Genomic DNA, 23,058 nt, shown 5'->3' with positions numbered 1-23,058 from the left:
GCAAGAAAGTCAGGATCTGCTGAGCCGCGCCAGCTCGGCCAGCCGCTCAAGCGTGCCGGCTTCGGGCGTCCACCCCTGCGATACCAGCAGGGCGGGGTCGCATATTTGTGTCGCGGTCAGGCTGTCCCAGAACGCCCGCCTGCCGAGTGCGGCCACCACCGGCCGTATCAGCCCGGCCGGCATCGCCATCAGGCGCACAGGCCGCCCCAAACCTCTGCGAAAGGCGGCGATGACGGCGTCGAGGGCGACCGGCGGCACATCGGCGCCGACATAGATCGGGCGAAGCAGCCCGGAATGGCTGAGCAGGTGCGACACTGCTCGCACCGCGGCCTCGGAAGACATCAGCGAACGGATTCCGGTCAAGGCACCAGTCGGCAGCGGCAGCGGCGTATCGGCAAGGCGCATCAGCGTTGCCAGATTTCCCCTCATGCCACTTCCATAGACCGGAGGCAGGCGCAACACGGCGGCGTCGGAGCGGCCATGCGACGCATAGGCGTCCAAAACCGTGATCTCGCTTTCGCGCTTCGAGCGTCCATAGGCGCATTGTGGGGCAGGAAGCGTGTCCTCGTCGATCGTTGCGCTGACGTGCGCGCCGATCACCGCCCGGATCGAGGAGAGATGAATGAAACGTCCGCTTATCTGGGCCGCCGCTGCATGCGCCAGCCTTGCGCTCAGTTCCACATTGGCCGCCTGGTAATCGGCTTCGGTTGCATTTCCCCGATCATTGTTGAGGCCAGCGCAATGGACGACGTCAGTCATATGCCGGGTCAGTTCCAGGAAGGCGGCGGCCGGCGCATCGAAGCCGGGCATCGGCACAGTCTCGTTCTCCGAACCAAGCCTCTCGGGATGGCGGGAGGCGAGGCGAAGCTCGGCACCGGCTTCGCGTAAGTGGCGCACGACAAGACGCCCGATGAAACCTGTCGCGCCCGTGACCAGAACCTTCATGGCCTTGCCCGAGACAGGTCTTGCGTGACTGGTGCAAGTGCCGGTTCGTCCAGCAAAGGAACATGACGTCCGGAGGCGAGATATGTTCCGCTCACCAGGAAGACCATCAGCACCGAGTCCAGAATGTCATGGCCGACCAGGATGCCTGTCATTCCGGCCGTCAGATAGGTGATCACCACGACGACAATCATGGTGGCGCCGAACCGCTCGTTCGGATCGCTGCTGTTTCGCAAGACCCGGGCGGCATTTCCAGCGGCAACGATAAAGATCGCTGCCAGCGTCACGGCGCCCAGAATTCCTGCTTGCACCAAGGCGGTCAGGAAGCCGTTGTGGAAATGGTTGAAGCCTGTGTCCATCGCGAACTGCTCATGAAAGCCCTGTTTGATCAGAAGCTGGGTTGCACCCACACCGTGCCCGAACAGTGGCATGTCATGGAATGCTTTGAGGCCGATCTCCCAAAGCGCAACACGTATTCCCAACGAGGTGTCGTAGTTGCCGCTAGCTCCAAGCGCACCCCAATCGGAGCGCAAAAAGTCGACCCGCCCGGATATCGCCTGGAAGCTGGAAGCGGCGATCACGACGCCGACTGCCGCCAGCAGCAGCAGCAGGCGAACGGCATTCCTGCCCCTGAGCCTGTGCCGGTTGATCAACATGACGGCTATGCCGGCAATCAGCAGTGCCAGCCAGATGGTACGCGAGCCGGAATAGATGACGGCGATCGTCCCGGCCAGTGTCGCGTAGAAGAGGGGTGTCCGGGCTTGCTCAATACTGGACAAGGCGCCAGCCACACACGTCACCACGGCAAGGCAGACGACGGTTGCGAAGACGATCGGATTTCCGGCTCCCCCCTCCGCCCTGACGCCAATCCAATATTGCTGGATGACGGCCATGAGCAGCGCGACAAAGCAGGCGGCCATGCTGGAAAGCACGACGATGCGGGCAAGCGTGGTTTTCTGCGTGTTGCTCCAGGTCGAATAGGACACGGGAAAAAACAGGAAGGTGACGAGCGGGATAAGATGCGGCGCATCCCGGACAAACGAGTTGTTGACGATGGACGCCAGGAGATTGGCGGCGCAGTAGGCATAGATCGCGACCGTCATCCAGATCATGGGCCGGTCGGCGTTGAAGCGCCTTTTCCCTAAAGCAATCAGCAGGGCGGACGAAAGGCCTCCGCAATTGAACACAAAGCTGACCACCGACCCCAGAACCGGTGGAAAAAAGAAGCAAAGGATGGAGAAGTAGTTGTTGATCCGCGAAGGCGAGAATTGCTGTGTGAGGGATGAAAGCCGGTTCAATTTTCGGGCTCGCTGTTTTCGGCAAGTGTCATGCGGCGGATCTTGTTTAGCGAAGTTGAATGCGCTCGCCTCGAAATTGCCCAGGCCTCATAACGCGCTTGCCCGCTGCCGAAGCTGGTATAGCGGCCGCCCCCCGTTTTCGATAGTGTATCTGGTGGATTGCCACCGAAAATCGGCGGCAGGCGACGGTCGGCCAAGGGAAGTCGCTTGAAAGCCGTAGCCGGCCATTCAAGCAATATTTTCCCCGCGTTTTCTCGGTTGTTGAGCTTGCGGGCAGGAATTTCCGGGTTTGATGGTATCTGTGGAAAATTCATTCTCGAACCATGTGCGGCCGGGCCAGTCTTGCATTGTTCTTGACAACGGCGATCTGCTAGAACGCCGGCACGAGGAAGATTGTCCAGAAACAAGGCTCGAACCGGGCGCAAAAGCTCGATGATTTGAGGCAGGTCTTCTGTTGGAAATACGAAAGAACGCCCACGGTCCATGACAACAGCGCTTACGCATCTTCAGCGGCTTGAGGCCGAGTCCATCCATATATTCCGCGAGGTTGCGGCCGCCTTTGCCAAGCCGGTCATGCTCTATTCGGTCGGCAAGGATTCATCCGTGTTGATGCATCTGGCGATGAAGGCGTTTTATCCCGCCAAGCCGCCATTTCCCTTTCTTCACGTCGACACGACGTGGAAGTTCCGCGAGATGATCGCCTTTCGCGATCAGATGGCGCAGAAACTCGGCTTCGATCTCCTGGTTCATGTCAACGAAGACGGCGTGCGCGACAACATCAATCCGTTCGACCATGGTTCGAACACCCACACCCATGTCATGAAGACCGTGGCGCTGCGCCAGGCGCTCGACAAATACGGCTTCGACGCGGCCTTTGGCGGCGCACGTCGCGACGAGGAGAAATCGCGCGCCAAGGAGCGCATCTTTTCCTTCCGCAATGCCCAGCATGTGTGGGATCCGAAGAACCAGCGCCCCGAAATGTGGAAGATATTCAACACCCGCATCGCATCGGGTGAATCGATCCGCGTCTTTCCGCTGTCGAACTGGACCGAGCTGGATATCTGGCAGTACATCCTGCAGGAAAGTATCCCGATCGTGCCGCTCTATTTCGCCAAGGAACGGCCGGTGGTGGAACGCGACGGCATGCTGATCCTGCGGGACGACGAGCGCATGAAACTCCGCCCCGACGAGACAGTGGAGAACCGGCTCGTGCGGTTCCGCACGCTTGGCTGCTATCCGCTGACTGGCGCCATCGAATCGGAGGCCGACACGCTGGAAGCCATCGTCGGCGAAATGCTGACGGCACGGACATCCGAACGGCAGGGGCGCCTGATCGACCGCGATGAAGCCGGCTCGATGGAAAAGAAGAAGCGCGAGGGGTACTTTTGACCATGCGCCACATCATGGCAAAGAGCCTCGCCCCCACCGACGGCGTTCGCGACTATCTGGCGGCGCAGGAGAAGAAGTCGCTGCTGCGCTTCCTGACCTGCGGCTCGGTCGATGACGGCAAGTCGACGCTGATCGGGCGCCTGCTGTCCGACACCAAGCAGATTTTCGAGGACCAGCTCGCCGCGCTCGAACGCGATTCGCGCAAGCATGGCACGACGGGCGACGACATCGATTTCGCACTGCTGGTCGACGGCCTCGAGGCCGAGCGTGAGCAAGGCATCACCATCGACGTCGCCTACCGTTTCTTTGCCACGCCGAAGCGCAAATTCATCGTCGCCGACACACCTGGTCACGAGCAATACACCCGCAACATGGCCACCGGCGCCTCGACCGCCGACCTGGCGATCGTGCTGATCGATGCCCGGCAGGGTGTGCTTCGCCAGACAAGGCGACATTCGATCATCGCCTCGCTGCTCGGCATCCGCCACGTCGTGCTGGCCGTCAACAAGATCGATCTTGTCGATTTCGATCAGACGGTTTTCGACCGGATCGTCGAAGACTACGGGCAATTCTCGCGCGATCTCGGCTTCCAGACCATTGTGCCGATCCCGATGTCGGCCCGTTATGGCGATAATGTCAGCCGTCGGTCGGAAAGCATGGAATGGTATTCCGGCCCAACGCTGATCGAGCATCTCGAAACCGTGTCGGTCGACCAAGCGATGGTCGAACTGCCGTTCCGTTTCCCGGTCCAGTATGTCAATCGTCCCAATCTCGACTTTCGCGGCTTTGCCGGCACGGTCGCTTCCGGCTCGGTTGCGCCCGGCGACGAGGTCGTTGTCGCCAAGTCGGGCAAATCCTCGCGCGTCAAGCGGATCGTCTCGTATGGCGGCGATCTCGCCCAGGCGGCTGCCGGACAGGCCGTCACGCTCGTCCTCGACGACGAAGTCGAAATCTCGCGCGGCAACATGCTGGTTTCGCCTGCCGCACGGCCGCAGGTCGCCGACCAGTTCGCCGCCAACATCGTCTGGTTCGACGAGCATGCGCTGCTGCCGGGCCGCTCCTACATCCTGCGCACCGAGACCGACCAGACCAGCGCCACCGTCACCGATCTGAAATACCGGATCAACGTCAACGACTTTGCCCATGAAGCGGCCAAGTCGCTCGAAATGAACGAAGTCGGCATCTGCAACATCTCGACGCGGACGCCGATCGCCTTTGATCCCTTCGCCGAAAACCGCACAACCGGCGCCTTCATCCTGATCGACCGCATCTCCAACGCCACGGTCGGCGCCGGCATGATCCTGCACTCGCTGCGTCGTGCCGAAAACATCCATTGGCAGTCGCTCGATGTCGGCAAGCGCGTGCGCGCCGACATGAAGAACCAGCGGCCCGCCGTGTTCTGGTTCACCGGGCTGTCGGGATCCGGCAAGTCGACCATCGCCAACCTGTTCGAAAAGAAGCTGTTCGCCACCGGCCGTCATACTTATATCCTCGACGGCGACAACGTCCGTCACGGTCTCAATCGCGATCTTGGCTTTACCGATGCCGATCGCGTCGAGAACATCCGCCGCGTCGCCGAGGTGGCGCGTTTGATGGCCGATGCCGGGTTGATCGTCATTGTTTCGTTCATTTCGCCGTTCAGCGCCGAACGGCGCATGGCACGTGAATTGATGGCCGACGGAGAATTCGTCGAGGTGTTCGTCGATACGCCCTTCGAGGAATGCGCCCGGCGTGATCCGAAGGGCCTCTATGCGCGCGCGCTGAATGGCGAGATCAAGAATTTCACCGGCGTCGATTCCCCTTATGAAGCGCCGGAAACCCCGGAGATCCATCTGCAGACACTCGGCAAATCGGCCGAAGAGATGGTCGACGCCCTGGAACACTGGCTGAACGAGCGCGACATTGCCGAAGACCAATACGATAGCGGCGGCGGCATCTGACGACAGGCTGATGCTTGAAATCTTCGAGCGCCTGGCCTTGTCGGCCGGGCGCGAGGTGATGCGCGTGTTCCACGCCGGCTGTGCGGTTGACCGCAAGTCCGACGCCTCGCCGGTGACCGAGGCGGACCGCGAGAGCGAAAAGATCATTCTCGCCGGACTGCGTGCCGCATTTCCCGATATCCCCTGCGTGGCCGAGGAAGAAGCTTCCGCCGGCATCGTGCCGCCCGACCTAAATGGGGCTTTCTTCCTGATCGATCCGCTCGACGGCACCAAGGAATTCGTCAACCGCCGCACCGATTTCACCGTCAACATAGCGTTGGTTCGCGATGGCGTGCCGGAGGTCGGCGTCGTCTTTGCGCCCTGCACGGGCCGCTTCTTTTCCGGCCTGCCGGGAAGGGCGGAATCTCTCGAAATCGATGGCGGCTACCAGATCGTCGGCCGCCGGCCGATCTCGGTGAGAACGGCCGTGGCGCCTCTGGCCGTCGTCGCCAGCCGTTCCCACAACACGCCGGAAACCGAGGCCTATATTCGCGACCTTGGTGCCGCCGAAATCGTCTCGGTCGGTTCCTCCTTGAAATTCTGCCTTCTCGCCAGTGCCGAGGCTGATGTCTATCCGCGCTTCGGCCGCACCATGGAATGGGACACGGCGGCAGGCGACGCCATCCTGCGCGCCGCCGGTGGCATGACGCGCACGCTCGATGGCCAGCCTCTGGTCTATGGGAAGCGCCGGCAAAGCGACGACGAGGATTTCGCCAATCCGCATTTCATTGCCAGCGGCGGGGCAGGGGTCAGCCCCGCCTGAGAAGGCCCGGTAGCTTACTCGGCCGCTGCCTGCGCCGAATTCGAGCCTATATAGTTGCGGATCGTCTCGATGATGCGGTCCTGGTCGGCTTCGCTGAGATAAGGGTGCATCGGCAGGCACAGGATCCGCTTCGGCAGGTCTTCCGAAACGGCAAGGCCGGTCGGCGTGCGCGGATAATCGCGATAAGCGACCTGGGCATGCAGCGGCTTCACATAGTAGATGACAGACGGAATGCCCTTTTCGCCGAGATGCGCCCTCAGCCCGTCGCGCTTCGGCGTCTCGATGGCGTATTGCGCCCAGGCCGAACGGCTGCCGTCCAGATTGCGGGCGGCGGTAACGACGTCGCCAAGCCCATCGGCATAGCGCTGTGCCACGACCTGCCGGGCGACCATCTCGTCTTCGAGAATGGCCAGCTTCTCGATGAGGATCGCCGCCTGTATCGTGTCGAGCCGCGAATTGATTCCGACGCGGACATTGTCGTACTGCGTCTCGCCCTTGCCATGAAAGGCGAACGAGCGAAGCTGTTCGGCCAGCGCATCGTCATTGGTGAACATCGCGCCGCCGTCGCCGTAGCAGCCAAGCGGTTTTGCCGGATAGAAGCTGGTCGAGCCGACCGCACCGAAGGAGCCGCACATCTTGCCGTCGAGCGAACCGCCCATCGACTGGGCGGCATCCTCGATCACCATCAGGCCTTCGCGGTTGGCGATCGCCATGATCGCCTCGTAATCGGCGGCAAGGCCAAACAGATCGACGGGAATGATTGCCTTCGGCTTCAGCCTTCCTTCCTTCTTGATCATGGCAATGGCCGCTTCGAGGCTGGCAATGTCGATGTTGTAGCTGTGCGGGTCGACATCGACGAACACCGGCTCGGCCTTGGCCAGCGCCACCACTTCGGCGGTGGCGGCGAACGTGAAGCTCGGCACGAACACCGCGTCACCCGGGCCGACGCCGGCTGCAAACAGCGGCAACAGCAGCGCGTCGGTGCCGTTGGCGCAGGCCACGACATGCTTGGTACCGATATAGGCGGCAAGCTTGTTCTCGAATTCGGTGACTTGCGGGCCAAGAATATAGCGGCCCTCGTCGACGACACGGTCGATCGCGGCCTTCAGCCGGTCGCGGATTCGTTCGCGCTGCGCGCCTAGATCGATGAACTGCATGTCGGCCTCAAAATGGGTTAGCCAGAGATAATCGGCCGCTGGTACCAGAGTTGCGCTTGCCGAGAAAGCCGGGCAGGCGGAGCCCTAAATTGCGGAAGTGTCGCAGTCCGTTACCAGTTTTCCCGGCGAATGTCAGTCAGATGCCGGAAATCCGGGCTTCGTCGGGCGCCATCCCGCCCTTATAGCCTTGGAAAGAGCCCCTGCGAAACATAAAGTGATCGATTGGGCTCAACTTATGTTGAGCGTTGCTCAGGCGATTTCATGTCGCCAGGGTGGATTGGCGCCGGCCCGCGACACGGTCACTGCCGCCGCCTTCGCGCCGAGCGCCAGCGCCTTATGGATGGCGTCTTCCGACAGTCCGGAAATCGCCGCTTTCGTCAGCAGGCCTTGCTCGTGCAGCGAGGCGAGGATGCCGGCGTTGAACGTGTCGCCGGCGCCGACCGTGTCGACCACCTCGACCCTTTCGGGCACGACGGCAACCGCATGTTCCCTGGTATAGCCGACCGCGCCTTCGCCGCCATGGGTGACGACGATCAGCTTCGGGCCGCGGTCCAGCCAATTGCGGATGACATCCTCATGCGAGCCGGCTTCGCCGAACCAGTTCAGGTCTTCGTCCGACAGTTTCACGATGTCGGCCATCGCCATCATGGTGCGAATGCGCTTGAGGTGCTTGGCCTTGTCCGGGATGAAGTTCGGCCGGATGTTGGGGTCGAGCATCATAACGCGGCTTTCATGCTCGCGCCGCATGAACTCTTCATAGGCACTGCCGGCGGGCTCGGAAATCAGGCTGATGGCGCCGAACAGCATGGCTTCGATCTCGTTGCCGAGCTGCGGCAAGTCGTCGATCGTCAGCATGCGTCCGGCGGTGTTCTCGTCATAGAAAGTGTACGTCGCCTGGCCGTTGGTGAGCTTGACGAAGGCCAGCGTGGTTGGCCGTGGCGAGGTGTGTGCATAGGTGGAACTGACCTTGCTCGCCCCAAGCGCATCCCGGAATTGGCCGCCGAACAGATCCGACGACAGGCCGGAAAAGAAGCCGGCCGGCGCGCCGAGCCGGCCAAGTGCGATTGCCGTGTTGAACACGGCGCCGCCGACATAAGGCGCAAAGGCCGGCTCGCCCGCTGTCGTCGTGCGCGGCAGCATGTCGATCAGGGCTTCGCCGCAGCAGAGGATCATGGCTTCTTGGTCTCCGGCGGATAGATCACGCCCTTGCGTATGATGATGTTGGCGTAGAGCCGCGGCTCGCTTGTCGCGACGATGGCATGCGCCGATTTGACCCGTGCATAGAAGTCGGCGCCGGCCAGCGCAACAACCTTGCGGCCTGGCGCCCGTTTGGCGCAGATCGCTTCGATCTCATGATGGACAGGATCGGCAAGCGAGGGATCGCCTCGGACCGAGGCGCGAAACAGCGCCTCCGGCACGGCGTCATCGACAGGCAGGATACTCAATATCGCGTCGAGTACCGGGATAAGAGGGTGGCCATCGGCGCGTACCAACCGGGTTGCCTGCTGTTCCGCCGGATAGTTTCCGTCGACAAGGGCGATTTCGTCGCCATGGCCCATGCCGCGCAGGATCGCCAGAAGCTCCGGACCGAGCAGCGCCGGAATTCCGATCAGCATCAGGCGCTCCTGGAAATCGTCGTCGAGCCGATCAGGAAGCGTTCGGAAAGCGGCAGGCTGGCGCCGCCGAGCGCCCGGGCATGGATACCGACGGTTCCCTCGCGAATGGCGGGCAGCTTCAAGCCTTCGCCGTCGATCGTGGCGACTGCCGCAATGACGGCGTCGACCAGCTGGCGGCGCACCGCCTTCGGCATCCAGCCGTCGATCACCGCCGCTTCGAAATCGATGATCGAGGATGCGGCGACGATGGCGTAAGCGAGCGCCCTTGAGGCGCTGGCGATCCAGCCGTCGAGTTCGGGTCCGATCTCGCCCCAGTCTTCCGGCGAGGTCCACAGATGCGAGGCCTCGATGCCGCGCGCATTGAGCGCCTTTTCGAGCATGGCGATGGAAGCGACATCGATCAGTTGGGTCGGCTTGCCGTCCGGGCCGGGCACGGGCATGGAGCCGAGCGCTCCGGCATTGCCGGTCGGGCCGCCGAAAAGCCGGCCGTTCAGCACAATGCCGCCACCGGCGAAGGCGCCGATATAGAAATAGACGAAGTCACGCGCAGCGCCCGCCTGCCCGAAGACGAGTTCGGCGCCGCAGGCCGACGTGGCGTCGTTCTGCAAATAGACCGGAAAATCGCATTGCGCCTGGATGTCGGCCCTGATGTCGCGGTGACGCCATTCGTCCATCACGTCGCGCGGGGCGCCGGCGGTATCGGCCCAGTTCCACAATTCGAACGGCATGGCGATGCCCAGCCCGGCGATGCGCTTGTCTTGCGCGGGCGTCAGCTCGCCGCGCATCTGCCGCATGCCGTTGCTGACGAAGTCCACCGTCTCGCGCGGCGCCGGGTAGCGATAGGAATGCTGCAGCATCGAACGGACATTGCCAAGGAAATCGATCAACACCAGTTCAGCGCTGCGGCGGCCGATCTTCAGGCCGATGAAGAAAGCGCCTTCGGGATTGAGCGCCATCGGGATGGAAGGCTGGCCGATCTTGCCGCGCAACGGCGCCTGACGCAGCAGGAGGCTTTCTTCCTCCAGCTCGCGCATGATGACGGAAACCGTCTGCGCCGAAAGTCCGGTCATGCGGGCGATGTCGGATTTTGCCAGGCTGCCGTGTTGACGCACCAGCGACAGCACCAACCGCTCATTGTGGTCGCGCATGCCGCTCTGGTTGGTGCCGCGGTGAATGAGACTGTCATTCACCTCGGGCGAACCGTGCCTCGCAATGGCCGTTTCCACCCTGTTCCTCCCGTCGTTTCCCCTCAATGCTTTTGGGCCAGAATGGGTGAACGAAGCAATGCTGTCAATAATAAATAAGAGTGATTTAATTATTGACAGGGGCTTCGGCCTGGTGTCTGTTAAGGCAGCGTCCACGCTGGGAGAATTTCGTTGGATGCGCTGCAGGTGCCGGTTGGCCGGCATCGGAATGGTTCCACTGGGAGGAAAATCGTGACCAATACAAAATTGTTGAAATCGACCGTGTTTGCCGCCGCGGCTCTGGGGCTGATGGCGTTTGCCTCGTCCGCATCCGCGGCCGGTGTCGGCGCCTGCCTGATCACCAAGACCGACACCAATCCCTTCTTCGTCAAGATGAAGGAAGGCGCGACCGCGAAGGCCAAGGAGCTTGGCGTCGACCTCAAGACCTATGCCGGCAAGATCGACGGCGACAGCGAGAGCCAGGTCGCGGCGATCGAAAGCTGCATCGCCGACGGCGCCAAGGGTATCCTGATCACCGCATCCGACACCAAGGGCATCGTGCCGACCGTGAAGAAGGCGCGTGATGCCGGCCTGCTGGTGATCGCGCTCGACACGCCGCTCGATCCGATCGACGCCGCCGATGCGACCTTCGCGACGGACAATCTCGAGGCAGGCAAGCTGATCGGGGCCTGGGCCGCCGCCACGCTGGGCGACAAGGCCAAGGACGCCAAGATCGGCTTCCTAGACCTGACGCCTTCGCAGCCGACTGTCGACGTGCTGCGCGACCAGGGCTTCATGATGGGCTACGGCATCGATGTAAAAGATCCCAACAAGATCGGCGACGAGACCGATCCGCGCATCGTCGGCCATGACGTCACCAACGGCAACGAAGAGGGCGGCCGCAAGGCGATGGAGAACCTCCTGCAGAAGGACAACACCATCAACGTCATCCACACCATCAACGAGCCCGCCGCTGTCGGCGCCTACCAGGCGCTCAAGGCTGTCGGCCTCGAAAGCCAGGTGCTGATCGTTTCCGTCGACGGCGGCTGCCCCGGCGTGAAGTCGGTGGCCGAAGGTGTCATCGGCGCCACTTCGCAGCAATACCCGCTGCAGATGGCTGCACTCGGCATCGAGGCGATCGCCGCTTTTGCCAAGGACGGAACCAAGCCGAAGCCGACCGAAGGCAAGAACTTCTTCGACACCGGCGTCAACCTGGTGACCGACAAGCCGGCCACCGGCGTCAAGTCCATCGACACCAAGGAAGGCCTCGCCAAGTGCTGGGGCTGATGCCGTTCTGACCGGCATCCAAGGAACCTGAGCGGTCGGGGCTTGATCCCCGGCTGCTTCGGGTGGACGATGGCTCGCGTGACCGCGAACAATCCCGGCAGCAGACCGGAAAGGCGTGGACTGGCGTCGGCGTTTGGCTGAAGCCTATGGGGAGAAAACATGGCTCAAGCTCAGGAATTCGAGAAGGTTCTCTCGAGCAGCGACACCAGCGTTGCTGCTTTTGACGAGCACAAATCGGCCGTCAAGCGTATCCAGCATTTCTTGCATTCGACGCCGGCCGCGGTGCCGCTGATCGTCCTGGTTCTGGCGATCATCGTCTTCGGCATCACCATCGGTGGGCGTTTCTTTTCGTCCTACACGCTGACGCTTATCCTGCAGCAGATCGCCATCATCGGCATTCTGGGGGCTGCGCAGACATTGGTCATCCTGACCGCAGGCATCGACCTGTCGATTGGTGTGATCATGGTGATTTCAGCGGTGATCATGGGCAATTGCGCGGTCTCCTACGGCATGCCGAGCGCGCTCGCAGTGGCGATCGGGCTTGCCGCCGGCGCCGCCTGCGGGCTGCTCAACGGGGTGCTTGTCGCCTACATGAAGCTACCACCCTTCATCGTGACGCTTGGCACCTGGAACATCGTCATGGCCACGAACTTCATCTATTCGGCCAACGAGACGATCCGCGACACCGACGTCGATACCCAGGCGCCGCTGCTGCATCTCTTTGCCATCAGCTTCAAGGTCGGCACTGCGGTGCTGACGCTCGGCGTCATTGCCACGGTCCTGCTCGTGATGATCCTCTGGTACGTGCTCAATCACACGGCGTGGGGCCGCCATGTCTACGCCGTTGGCGATGACCAGGAGGCGGCGAAGCTGTCGGGCATCCAGACCAAGAAGGTGTTGATGACGGTCTACACCTTGGCCGGCCTGATCGCCGCTTTCGCGGCCTGGGTCTCCATTGGCCGCAACGGCTCGATCTCGCCGTCGGCTGCCGTCACCGACTACAATCTGCAGGCCATCACCGCGACGGTGATCGGCGGTATTTCCCTCTTCGGCGGACGCGGCTCCATCCTGGGCACGCTGTTCGGCGCGATGATCGTCGGCGTCGTTTCCATGGGCCTCAACATGCTGGGCGCCGATCCGCAATGGAAGGTGCTGCTCACCGGTGTGCTGATCATCGGCGCCGTGGCAGTCGACCAATGGATCAGAAAGGTGTCGGCATGACCATGACCCAGGAACCCATCCTCACCGCGCGTGGCCTGATCAAGCGCTATGGCCGTGTCACCGCCCTCGACAATGCCGACTTCGACCTTTATCCCGGCGAAATCCTCGCCGTCATCGGCGACAACGGCGCCGGCAAGTCGTCGCTCATCAAGGCGATTTCCGGCGCGGCCGTGCCCGACGAAGGCGAGATCCGGCTTGAAGGCAAACCCGTCGCCTTCAAATCGCCGATGGAGGCACGCGAAGCCGGCATCGAGACCGTCTACCAGAATCTGGCACTGTCGCCGGCGCTCTCGATCGCCGATAACATGTTCCTTGGCCGCGAGATCCGCAAACCGGGTTTTCTGGGCGATTGGCTGCGTATGCTCGACCGTCCGGCGATGGAAAAGCGCGCCCGCGACAAGCTTACCGAGCTTGGCCTGATGACCATCCAGAACATCAGCCAGGCTGTGGAAACGCTCTCGGGCGGCCAGAGGCAGGGCGTTGCGGTGGCGCGCGCGGCCGCCTTCGGCAGTCGTGTGGTGATCATGGACGAGCCGACGGCCGCCCTTGGCGTCAAGGAAAGCCGCCGCGTGCTCGAGTTGATCCTCGACGTCAAGAAGCGCGGCCTGCCGATCGTGCTGATCTCGCACAACATGCCGCATGTCTTCGAAGTGGCCGACCGCATTCACATCCACCGGCTCGGCCGTCGCCTCTGCGTCATCGATCCCAAGCAATATACGATGTCCGATGCCGTGGCCTTCATGACCGGAGCAAAGGTTCCGCCCGAGGCAGCGCTGGCGGCCTGATACATGTCGCCCAAGTGCTGGAGGGTTGGCGGCACGGCAAGCACGGAACAGGAATTTGAAGCGCGTCGCGCGACCGTCTTGGCGCGTCACACTTGCGAATTGCCAAATTGCCGCAGGGGGCATGCCGGTTCGGGCATGTTTAAATCGATTGAATATATAGCGGTATCAGCTAGCATGGGCTGGGAGGAGCGATGAAAGCCGGTATGATCATGGCAACCGCACGAGAGGCATCATGACGAGCGCGATGACATCCGAACCCCTTCCTCCACTGCTCGAAAATCCTGATCCCAAGACACTCGCACGTGAAGTCTTGGTGGCCCTCAAATACCGGGTCGGCAAGGATACCACCGTTGCGACCCAGTACGACTGGCTGACCGCCTCGATCAAGGTCGTGCGCGACCGGATCGTCGATCGCTGGATGCAGGCGACGAAGGAGGCGTACGATCAGAAGGAAAAACGCGTCTATTATCTGTCTCTGGAGTTCCTCATCGGCCGCCTGATGCGCGATGCCTTCTCCAATCTCGGCCTGATGGACAACATGCGCGAGGCCCTGTCGTCCCTGGGCGTCGATCTCGATCTCATCGCCGCACTCGAGCCGGATGCCGCACTTGGCAATGGCGGCCTCGGGCGGCTTGCGGCCTGCTTCATGGAAAGCATGGCGACCGTCGACATTCCCGCGCATGGCTACGGCATCCGCTACGCCAACGGCATGTTCCGCCAGGAGATTCACGACGGCTGGCAGGTCGAATTGCCTGAAACCTGGCTCGATCACGGCAACCCGTGGGAATTCGAACGCCGTGAGCGCTCGTTCGAGGTCGGTTTCGGCGGTTCGGTGGAATCGATCACCTCCAAGGACGGCCGCCTCGAACGCCATGTCTGGAAGCCGACCGAGCATGTGCTGGCCGTCGCCTATGATACGCCCGTCGTCGGCTGGCGGGCCAACCGCGTCAACACGCTGCGGCTCTGGTCGGGCATGCCGGTCGATCCGATCCTGCTCGACAAGTTCAATGCCGGCGACCACATCGGCGCGCTCGCCGAAAGCAACAAGGCCGATGCCTTGTCGCGCGTGCTCTATCCCGCCGATTCCCACAAGGCCGGGCAGGAACTGCGGCTTCGGCAGGAATATTTCTTCTCCACCGCATCGCTGCAGGACATCGTCCAGCGCCATCTCAGCCAATATGGCGACCTGAAGTCCTTGCCCGACAAGGCTGCGATCCACCTGAACGACACCCATCCGGCCATCGCTGTGCCGGAGTTGATGCGCCTGTTGATGGACGTCCACGGCATGGACTTCGATCAGGCCTGGGACATCACCCAGCGCACCTTCGGCTACACCAACCACACGCTGCTGCCCGAGGCACTGGAAAGCTGGCCGGTGCCGCTGTTCGAGCGGCTTTTGCCGCGCCACATGCAGATCGTCTATGCCATCAACGCTGAAGTGCTTCTGGAGGCGCGTGCGTCCAACCAGTTCTCGGACGAGCAGATCGGCCGCATCTCGCTGATCCAGGAAAATGGCGACCGCCGGGTGCGCATGGGCAATCTGGCCTTTGTCGGTTCGCACTCGATCAACGGCGTTTCGGCGCTTCACACCGACCTGATGAAGGAGACGGTGTTCGCCGATCTGCACAAGCTCTATCCCGATCGCATCAACAACAAGACCAACGGCATCACGCCGCGGCGCTGGCTGATCCAGTGTAATCCCGGGCTGACGTCGCTTGCCCGCGAGGCGATCGGCGACCGCTTTCTCGATGACATCGACGCCATCAAGGATCTCGACGGTTTCGCCGGCGATGCCGCCTTTCGCGACAAGTTCGCCGCCGTCAAGCGAGCCAACAAGGCGCGGCTGGCCAACCTCGTCGCCGACCGGCTCGGCATCAAGGTCGATCCCTCGGCGCTTTTCGACATCCAGATCAAGCGTATCCATGAATACAAGCGCCAGCTTCTGAATATCCTCGAGGCGATCGCCCTCTACGACCAGATCCGCTCGCATCCCGAGCGCGACTGGATGCCGCGCGTGAAATTCTTCGGCGGCAAGGCGGCGCCCAGCTACCACAATGCCAAGCTGATCATCAAACTCGCCAACGATGTCGCCAAGGTCATCAACCGCGATCCGGCCGTGCGCGGTCTCCTGAAGGTGGTGTTCGTGCCGAACTACAATGTCAGCCTTGCCGAGATCATGATGCCGGCCGCCGATCTGTCCGAACAGATCTCGACCGCCGGCATGGAAGCGTCGGGCACCGGCAACATGAAGTTCGCGCTGAACGGTGCGCTGACCATCGGCACGCTCGACGGCGCCAATGTCGAGATCAAGGAATGCGTCGGCGACGACAACATCTTCATCTTCGGCCTGACCACCGCCGAGGTCGCCGAGCGGCGCAACAACGGCTACGATCCGCGCGCCGTCATCGAAGGCTCGCCTGAGCTGGCGCAAGCGGTTGCGGCTGTTTCGTCAGGCGTCTTCTCGCCGGACGATCCGGAGCGTTACCGCGATCTCATCAACGGTCTCTACAACAGCGACTGGTTCATGGTTGCCGCCGATTTCGATGCCTATGCCGCCGCCCAGCGCGAGGTCGATGCGGTCTGGCGCAACAGTCCCGACTGGTACGCCCGGGCAATCCGCAACGTTGCGCGTGTCGGCTGGTTCTCCTCCGATCGCACGATCCGCCAATATGCGAAAGAAATCTGGAACGTGCCTGTCTGATGTGATTGCATGAGGCCGCAAACAATGTGGTCCCGGTGATGTGAATTTGAATGTTGGATTCACATCACTAGAAACAAACACTTGGTGCCCGGGGAGGGACACTGCCTGATGAAGAAGCCGCGCGCGACCGCTGCGACAAGCGGGCCGGATGGACTGGCGCCAGCCGGCGATGTCGCGGCGATTGTTGCCGGCACGCACGGAGATCCCTTCGCCGTCCTTGGTGTCCATGAGGTCGGCAAGAGCCTGTATGCCCGGTGCTTTGTTCCGAATGCCGAATTCGTCACCGCCTACACGCTGACCGGCACCATCGCGGGTGAATTGTCCAGGCGCGACGATGGCGGCTTTTTCGAAGGCAAGCTCTCGATCAAGAAGCGGCAACCCCTGCGCTATCATGCCAGGAACGCCGGCGGCGACTGGTGGCTGACCGATCCCTATTCGTTCGGTCCGGTGCTGGGCCCGATGGACGATTACTACATCGCCCAAGGCTCGCATCTCAGGCTGTTCGACAAGCTCGGCGCCCATGTCATCGATCACGAAGGCGCCACCGGAGTGCATTTCGCCGTCTGGGCTCCCAATGCGCGGCGCGTCTCTGTGGTCGGCGACTTCAACGAGTGGGACGGCCGCCGGCACACCATGCGAGACCGCCGCGACACCGGTATCTGGGAACTGTTCGTACCCGACATCGGTGCCGGACGACCCTACAAATACGAGATCATCGGCCCCGATGGTGTGAGGCTGCCGCTGAAGGCCGACCCGTTCGCCTTCAAATCCGAACTGCGTCCGGCTACTGCTTCGGTCGTGGCGGTGCCGCCGGCGCACGAGTGGGGCGACGAGGCGCATCGCAATTTCTGGCGCAATGCCGATCACCGGCGAGAAGCCATCTCGATCTACGAGGTCCATGCCGGCTCCTGGCAGCTTCGCGACGACGGAACGTTCCTGTCATGGGACGAGTTGGCCGACCGGCTGATCCCCTATGTGGTCGAGACCGGTTTCACCCACATCGAATTCATGCCGATCTCTGAACATCCCTACGACCCGTCCTGGGGCTACCAGACGACCGGTCTTTACGCGCCATCGGCCCGCTTTGGCGACCCGGACGGCTTTGCCCGTTTCGTCGATGGCGCCCACCGCGCCGGCGTCGGCGTCATCCTCGACTGGGTGCCGGCACATTTCCCGGTCGACGCGCATGGCCTGGCCAATTTCGATGGCACCGCGCTCTATGAACATGCCGATCCGCGCAAGGGTTTTCATCCCGACTGGAACACCGCGATCTACAATTTCGGCCGCCGCGAGGTGGTGTCGTTCCTGGTCAACAATGCGCTGTTCTGGGCCGAGAAATACCATGTCGACGGTTTGCGCGTCGACGCGGTCGCCTCGATGCTCTACCTCGACTATTCACGCAAGGCCGGCGAATGGATCCCCAACGAGAAGGGCGGCCGCGAGAATCTCGAGGCGGTCAGCTTCCTGCAGAAGATGAACAAGGAGGTCTACGGCCATCATCCGGGCGTCATGACCATAGCCGAGGAATCGACCTCATGGCCGAAGGTCTCGGCACCGGTGCATGAAGGCGGCCTCGGCTTCGGCTTCAAGTGGAATATGGGCTTCATGCACGACACGCTGGAGTATTTCTCCAAGGAGCCGATCTTCCGAAAGCACCACCACAACGACCTCACCTTCGGCCTGACCTACGCCTTCTCGGAGAATTTCGTGCTGCCGCTCTCGCATGACGAGGTTGTGCACGGCAAAGGCACGTTGCTTGGCAAGATGGCCGGCGACGACTGGCAGAAGTTTGCGACGCTACGCGCCTACTACGCTTTCATGTGGGGCTATCCCGGCAAGAAGCTGCTTTTCATGGGGCAGGAGTTCGCGCAGCGCCGCGAATGGAGCGAGGCGCGCGCGCTCGACTGGAACCTGCTTGAATTCCGGCCGCATCGCGGCGTTTGGCAGACGGTGCGCGATCTCAACTATCTCTACCGTTCGCGCCCGGCGCTGCATGGCCGCGACTGCGAACCGGAAGGGTTTTCCTGGCTGATCGTCGACGACAGCCAGAATTCGGTTTTTGCCTGGCTGCGCAGCGCGCCGGGCGGCAGCCCGGTGGCCGTCATTTCCAATTTCACGCCGGTGCCGCGCGATAATTATCGCGTGCCGTTGCCGACATCAGGCAAATGGCGCGAGATCATCAACACCGACGCTTCTGAATATGGCGGTTCCGGCAAGGGCAATGGCGGCATGGTCGAGGCACGGGCGGAGGAAGGAAGCATCGCCGCGACGATGCTCTTGCCGCCGCTGTCCACGATCATGCTCGAGCTCGTCGCCGACTGAACCCATCGACACTGAGTAACATGTCGAGATCGAGTAACTTGGGAGGGTAGAAATGGCAGACTTGAAACGGACCCAGCCGCTGGCGCGCGATGCCATGGCCTATGTATTGGCCGGCGGCCGTGGCAGCCGCCTCAAGGAACTGACCGACCGGCGTGCCAAGCCGGCCGTCTATTTCGGCGGCAAGACGCGCATCATCGACTTCGCGCTCTCCAACGCGCTTAACTCCGGCATTCGACGCCTCGGCGTTGCCACCCAGTACAAGGCACATTCGCTGATCCGTCATTTGCAGCGCGGCTGGAACTTCCTGCGCCCAGAGCGAAACGAAAGCTTCGACATCCTGCCGGCCAGCCAGCGCGTCTCGGAAACGCAGTGGTATGAGGGCACGGCTGACGCCGTCTATCAGAACATCGACATCATCGAGGCCTACGGACCCGAATACATGGTCATCCTGGCTGGCGACCACATCTACAAGATGGACTACGAGATGATGCTTCGCCAGCACGTCGACGCCAATGCCGACGTCACCGTTGGCTGCCTCGAAGTGCCGCGCATGGAAGCCACCGGCTTCGGCGTCATGCATGTCGATGGCAAGGACAACATCATCGCCTTCGTCGAAAAGCCCGCCGATCCGCCCGGCATTCCCGATAAGCCGGAGTTTGCCTTGGCCTCGATGGGCATTTACGTCTTCAAGACCAAGTTTCTGATGGAGCAGTTGCGCCGCGATGCGGCCGAGCCGGGCTCGAGCCGCGACTTCGGCAAGGACATCATCCCCTATATCGTCCAGCACGGTAAGGCGATCGCGCACCGCTTCGCCAAGTCCTGCGTCCGTTCGACCGCCGAGAACGAGGCCTACTGGCGCGACGTCGGAACGGTCGACGCCTATTGGGAAGCCAATATCGACCTGACCGATATCACGCCGGAACTCGACCTCTACGACCGCGACTGGCCGATCTGGACCTATGCCGAATTGAAGCCGCCGGCAAAGTTCGTGCATGACGAGGATGGCCGCCGCGGTTCGGCTGTGTCTTCGCTGGTTTCGGGCGATTGCATCGTCTCGGGGGCTTCGCTGAAAAAAAGCCTGATCTTCACCGGCGCGCGCATCAATTCCTATTCGACGCTCGAAGAAGTCGTCATGCTGCCCGACGTTCATGTCGGCCGGAACGCAAAGTTGAAGCGCGTGGTCATCGACCATGGTGTTAGGATACCGGAAGGGCTGGTGGTCGGCGAAGATCCTATTCTCGACGCCAAGCGCTTCCGCGTTTCCGAAAAGGGCATCTGCCTGGTCACCCAGGACATGATCGACAAGCTGGGGCTCTGACGCATGCAGGTTCTGTCGGTCACGCCGGAAATTTTCCCGCTCATCAAGACCGGTGGGCTTGCCGACGTGACCGGCGCGCTGCCCATTGCCTTGGCGGCCAAGGGCGTGACCGTGCGCACGCTCATGCCCGGCTTTCCGACCGTCATGGCTGCCTTCAAGAAAAAGCGGGCGGTTCTGCAATACCCCTTGCTGCAGGGCGGCAAGGCCTCTGTCCATTCCGTCCAACTCGCCGGGCTCGAACTGTTCGTGCTCGATGCGCCGCATCTGTTCGACCGTCCCGGCGGCCCCTATGGCAATGCGACCGGCGTCGACTGGCCAGACAATTGGCGGCGTTTCGCGGCGTTGAGCCAGGTCGGCGGCGACATCGCCGGCGGCGCCATCTCGGGCTACCAGCCCGACATCGTGCACGCCCATGACTGGCAGTCGGCGATGACGCTGGCCTATATGCGCTATGGCAAGGCGGTCGGCGTGCCTTCGATGATGACCGTCCACAACCTCGCCTTCCAGGGCCAGTTCGGCGCCGGCATTTTCGGCGAGCTTGGCTTGCCGGCGGCGGCGATGGCGCTCGACGGCGTCGAATATTATGGTGGTGTCGGCTTCCTCAAGGCGGGCCTGCAGGCCGCCTGGGCGATCACCACGGTCAGTCCGACCTACGCGCAGGAAATCCGCTCGCCCGAATTCGGCATGGGCCTCGACGGCCTCATCAACATGCGCTCCAGCGATCTCCATGGCATCGTCAACGGCATCGACACCGGCATCTGGGATCCGGAAACCGACAAGCATCTGGTGTCCAACTACACGGGCAGCACGCTGAAGGCGCGCGCACCCAACAGGGCTGCCGTGGAAGATCGCTTCAGCCTTGAGCGCGATGACAGCCCGATCGTCTGCGTGGTCAGCCGCCTGACCTGGCAAAAGGGCATGGACATACTGGCGCTGGTGGTCGACGGCATTGTCGCGACGGGTGCGCGGCTCGCCATCCTGGGATCGGGCGATGCCGGTCTCGAAGGCGCGCTGCTTGCCGCCGCCGCCAGGCATCGCGGCCGCATCGGCGTCGTCGTCGGCTACGACGAGGGGCTGTCGCACATCATGCAGGGCGGCTGCGACGCCATCGTCATTCCCTCGCGCTTCGAACCTTGCGGGCTGACGCAGCTTTACGGCCTGCGCTATGGCTGCGTGCCCGTGGTTGCCCGCACCGGCGGCCTCGCCGACACGGTCATCGACGCCAATGAGGCTGCCGTCTCTGCCGGCGTCGCCACCGGCTTCCAGTTCGCGCCCAACAATGGCGGCGCCTTGCTGCACGCTATCCGCCGCCTCGTCGATGCCCATGCCAGTCCGACGGTCTGGGAATCACTGCAGCGCCAGGGCATGAAAGCCGATGTGTCGTGGGACAAGAGCGCGGAAAAATACGTCGAACTCTATCGTTCGCTGCTTTCGAAAAGGGTTGCCTGAAGCATGATACGGACCGTTCCCACCAAGCCTTATTCCGACCAGAAGCCCGGCACGTCGGGCCTGCGCAAGAAGGTGCCTGTCTTTCAGCAGGAGCACTATGCCGAGAATTTCATCCAGTCGATCTTCGACGCGCTCGACGGTTTCAAGGGCAAGACCCTGGTGATCGGTGGCGACGGCCGCTTCTACAACCGCGAGGTCATCCAGAAGGCCATCGCCATCGCAGCCGCCAACGGCTTCGGCAAGGTGATGGTCGGGCAGGGCGGCATCCTGTCGACGCCAGCCGCTTCGCATGTCATCCGCAAATACAAGACCTTTGGCGGCATCATCCTGTCGGCCAGCCACAATCCGGGCGGCCCGCATGAGGATTTCGGCATCAAGTACAATGCCGGCAATGGCGGCCCGGCGCCGGAAAAGCTTACCGACGCGATCTTCGAAAAGACCAAGGCGATTTCGAGCTTCAAGATCGCCGATATCGATCCGATCGACATCGACACAACAGGCACGGTCCAGGCCGCCGGCATGACGGTCGAGATCATCGATCCGGTCGTGGACTATGCCGCGCTGATGGAAAGCCTGTTCGATTTCGACGCCCTGCGCAAACTCTTCAAGTCCGGCTTCCGCATGCGCTTCGACGCCATGCACGCGGTGACCGGTCCCTACGCCAAGGAGATCCTGGAAAACCGGCTCGGCGCGCCCAATGGCACCTGCCGCAATTTCAAGCCGCTGCCGGATTTCGGCGGCCACCATCCGGACCCGAACCTTGTCCACGCCAAACACCTCTATGACGAGATGATGGGACCGGACGCGCCGGATTTCGGTGCCGCCTCGGATGGGGATGGCGACCGCAATCTGATCATCGGCAAGGGCATTTTCGTCACCCCGTCGGATTCGGTCGCCATGCTCGCCGCCAATGCGCGTCTGGCGCCCGGCTACAAGGCCGGTTTGAAAGGCATTGCCCGCTCGATGCCGACCAGTGGCGCGGCCGATCGCGTCGCTGAAAAACTCGGCATCGGCATCTATGAGACGCCGACCGGCTGGAAATTCTTCGGCAATCTGCTCGATGCCGACATGGCGACGATCTGCGGCGAGGAGAGTGCCGGCACCGGCTCCAACCATGTCCGCGAAAAGGACGGCCTGTGGGCGGTGCTTTTGTGGCTCAACATCCTTGCCGCGCGTGGCGAAAGCTGCAAGCAGATCGTCACCGAGCACTGGGCGACCTACGGGCGCAATTACTATTCGCGGCATGATTATGAAGAGGTCGAGAGCGACCGGGCGAACGCGCTGGTCGACGAACTGCGTGCCAAGCTCGGCTCGCTGCCTGGCAACAGCGTGCGCGGCCTGAAAATCGCCAGCGCCGACGATTTTGCCTATCACGATCCGGTCGACGGTTCGATCAGCGAGCATCAGGGCATCAGGGTTCTGTTCGAAGGTGGTTCGCGGGTCGTCTTTCGGCTGTCCGGCACCGGCACGTCGGGCGCGACGTTGCGCGTCTACATCGAGCGCTACGAGCCGGACAAGTCTCGGCACGATCTCGACACCCAGGCCGCCCTTGCCGATCTGATTGCCGCGGCTGACGATATTGCCGGGATTCACAGCCATACCGGCCGCCCCAAGCCGAGCGTGATCACTTGAGAGTGGCTGCGCGCG

18 protein-coding genes are annotated in these 23,058 nt (G+C 62.3%); 11 read left to right on the top strand and 7 right to left on the bottom strand.

Features of this window, described 5'->3' with window-relative positions; genetic code table 11:
- Window positions 1-9 precede the first annotated feature (9 nt).
- The 3 genes from A9K65_RS27245 to A9K65_RS35350 are packed head-to-tail and all read right to left on the bottom strand — an operon-like array spanning window position 10 to window position 2,725.
- Entirely contained in the window at window positions 10-945 is a 936-nt protein-coding gene (locus A9K65_RS27245) for an NAD-dependent epimerase/dehydratase family protein (protein WP_064995166.1), read from the bottom strand.
- Window positions 942-2,240 (bottom strand): O-antigen ligase, encoded by a 1,299-nt coding sequence (locus A9K65_RS27240; protein WP_063171706.1) that lies wholly within the window; start codon window positions 2,238-2,240, stop codon window positions 942-944. Before A9K65_RS27240 ends, A9K65_RS27245 begins: the two co-directional genes overlap by 4 nt.
- On the bottom strand, window positions 2,237-2,725 hold the full coding sequence (locus A9K65_RS35350) for a hypothetical protein (RefSeq protein WP_127224166.1): 489 nt from the start codon (window positions 2,723-2,725) through the stop codon (window positions 2,237-2,239). Before A9K65_RS35350 ends, A9K65_RS27240 begins: the two co-directional genes overlap by 4 nt.
- On the opposite strand from A9K65_RS35350, the gene cysD reads away from it, so the two are divergent.
- The 3 genes from cysD to cysQ are packed head-to-tail and all read left to right on the top strand — an operon-like array spanning window position 2,724 to window position 6,371.
- Entirely contained in the window at window positions 2,724-3,629 is a 906-nt protein-coding gene (gene cysD, locus A9K65_RS27230) for a sulfate adenylyltransferase subunit CysD (protein WP_013532711.1), read from the top strand. The genes A9K65_RS35350 and cysD overlap by 2 nt on opposite strands.
- Before the next feature lie 2 nt (window positions 3,630-3,631).
- Entirely contained in the window at window positions 3,632-5,569 is a 1,938-nt protein-coding gene (gene cysN / locus A9K65_RS27225) for a sulfate adenylyltransferase subunit CysN (protein ID WP_024503688.1), read from the top strand.
- Window positions 5,570-5,579: 10 nt separating this feature from the next.
- Entirely contained in the window at window positions 5,580-6,371 is a 792-nt protein-coding gene (gene cysQ, locus A9K65_RS27220) for a 3'(2'),5'-bisphosphate nucleotidase CysQ (protein ID WP_024503689.1), read from the top strand.
- A 14-nt stretch (window positions 6,372-6,385) separates the two neighbouring features.
- Here cysQ and A9K65_RS27215 read toward each other — a convergent pair whose 3' ends face one another.
- The 4 genes from A9K65_RS27215 to A9K65_RS27200 all read right to left on the bottom strand — a co-directional run bounded on the left by A9K65_RS27215 (window position 6,386) and on the right by A9K65_RS27200 (window position 10,370).
- A complete protein-coding gene (locus A9K65_RS27215) occupies window positions 6,386-7,528 on the bottom strand; it encodes a DegT/DnrJ/EryC1/StrS aminotransferase family protein (RefSeq protein WP_064995168.1) in 1,143 nt (380 codons plus the stop codon).
- A gap of 249 nt (window positions 7,529-7,777) precedes the next feature.
- Window positions 7,778-8,701 (bottom strand): carbohydrate kinase, encoded by a 924-nt coding sequence (locus tag A9K65_RS27210; protein WP_064995169.1) that lies wholly within the window; start codon window positions 8,699-8,701, stop codon window positions 7,778-7,780.
- The gene (locus A9K65_RS27205) at window positions 8,698-9,144 is read right to left on the bottom strand and encodes an RbsD/FucU domain-containing protein (protein WP_064995170.1); all 447 of its coding nucleotides are present in this window, start codon (window positions 9,142-9,144) and stop codon (window positions 8,698-8,700) included. The genes A9K65_RS27210 and A9K65_RS27205 overlap by 4 nt, the downstream gene beginning before the upstream one ends.
- Window positions 9,144-10,370, bottom strand: coding sequence for an ROK family protein (locus A9K65_RS27200; RefSeq protein ID WP_064995171.1), 1,227 nt, complete (start codon window positions 10,368-10,370; stop codon window positions 9,144-9,146). Before A9K65_RS27200 ends, A9K65_RS27205 begins: the two co-directional genes overlap by 1 nt.
- A gap of 228 nt (window positions 10,371-10,598) precedes the next feature.
- Between A9K65_RS27200 and A9K65_RS27195 the strand changes: the two genes are divergently transcribed.
- The 8 genes from A9K65_RS27195 to A9K65_RS27160 all read left to right on the top strand — a co-directional run bounded on the left by A9K65_RS27195 (window position 10,599) and on the right by A9K65_RS27160 (window position 23,043).
- Window positions 10,599-11,615 (top strand): sugar ABC transporter substrate-binding protein, encoded by a 1,017-nt coding sequence (locus tag A9K65_RS27195; protein WP_024503693.1) that lies wholly within the window; start codon window positions 10,599-10,601, stop codon window positions 11,613-11,615.
- Window positions 11,616-11,774: 159 nt separating this feature from the next.
- Window positions 11,775-12,836 (top strand): ABC transporter permease, encoded by a 1,062-nt coding sequence (locus A9K65_RS27190; RefSeq protein WP_013532703.1) that lies wholly within the window; start codon window positions 11,775-11,777, stop codon window positions 12,834-12,836.
- Window positions 12,812-13,621 (top strand): ATP-binding cassette domain-containing protein, encoded by an 810-nt coding sequence (locus A9K65_RS27185; RefSeq protein ID WP_224621066.1) that lies wholly within the window; start codon window positions 12,812-12,814, stop codon window positions 13,619-13,621. Before A9K65_RS27190 ends, A9K65_RS27185 begins: the two co-directional genes overlap by 25 nt.
- A 232-nt stretch (window positions 13,622-13,853) precedes the next feature.
- A complete protein-coding gene (locus A9K65_RS27180) occupies window positions 13,854-16,322 on the top strand; it encodes a glycogen/starch/alpha-glucan phosphorylase (protein ID WP_024503694.1) in 2,469 nt (822 codons plus the stop codon).
- Between the two features lie 108 nt (window positions 16,323-16,430).
- Window positions 16,431-18,644, top strand: a complete 2,214-nt coding sequence (gene glgB / locus A9K65_RS27175; protein WP_063171712.1) for a 1,4-alpha-glucan branching protein GlgB — start codon at window positions 16,431-16,433, stop codon at window positions 18,642-18,644.
- 52 nt (window positions 18,645-18,696) lie between these two features.
- A complete protein-coding gene (gene glgC, locus A9K65_RS27170; RefSeq protein ID WP_013532699.1) occupies window positions 18,697-19,962 on the top strand; it encodes a glucose-1-phosphate adenylyltransferase in 1,266 nt (421 codons plus the stop codon).
- 3 nt (window positions 19,963-19,965) lie between these two features.
- Entirely contained in the window at window positions 19,966-21,411 is a 1,446-nt protein-coding gene (gene glgA / locus A9K65_RS27165) for a glycogen synthase GlgA (RefSeq protein ID WP_013532698.1), read from the top strand.
- A 3-nt stretch (window positions 21,412-21,414) separates the two neighbouring features.
- Window positions 21,415-23,043 carry an alpha-D-glucose phosphate-specific phosphoglucomutase gene (locus tag A9K65_RS27160; RefSeq protein WP_064995172.1) on the top strand — a complete coding sequence of 543 codons (1,629 nt, stop codon included), beginning with the start codon at window positions 21,415-21,417 and terminating at the stop codon, window positions 23,041-23,043.
- Window positions 23,044-23,058: the final 15 nt, after the last annotated feature.

Source organism: Mesorhizobium sp. WSM1497 (genome assembly GCF_001672455.2).
Classification (GTDB): domain Bacteria; phylum Pseudomonadota; class Alphaproteobacteria; order Rhizobiales; family Rhizobiaceae; genus Mesorhizobium; species Mesorhizobium ciceri.
The sequence above is the reverse complement of the archived record's forward strand: the minus strand, read 5'-3'. Positions and strand labels throughout refer to the sequence as shown.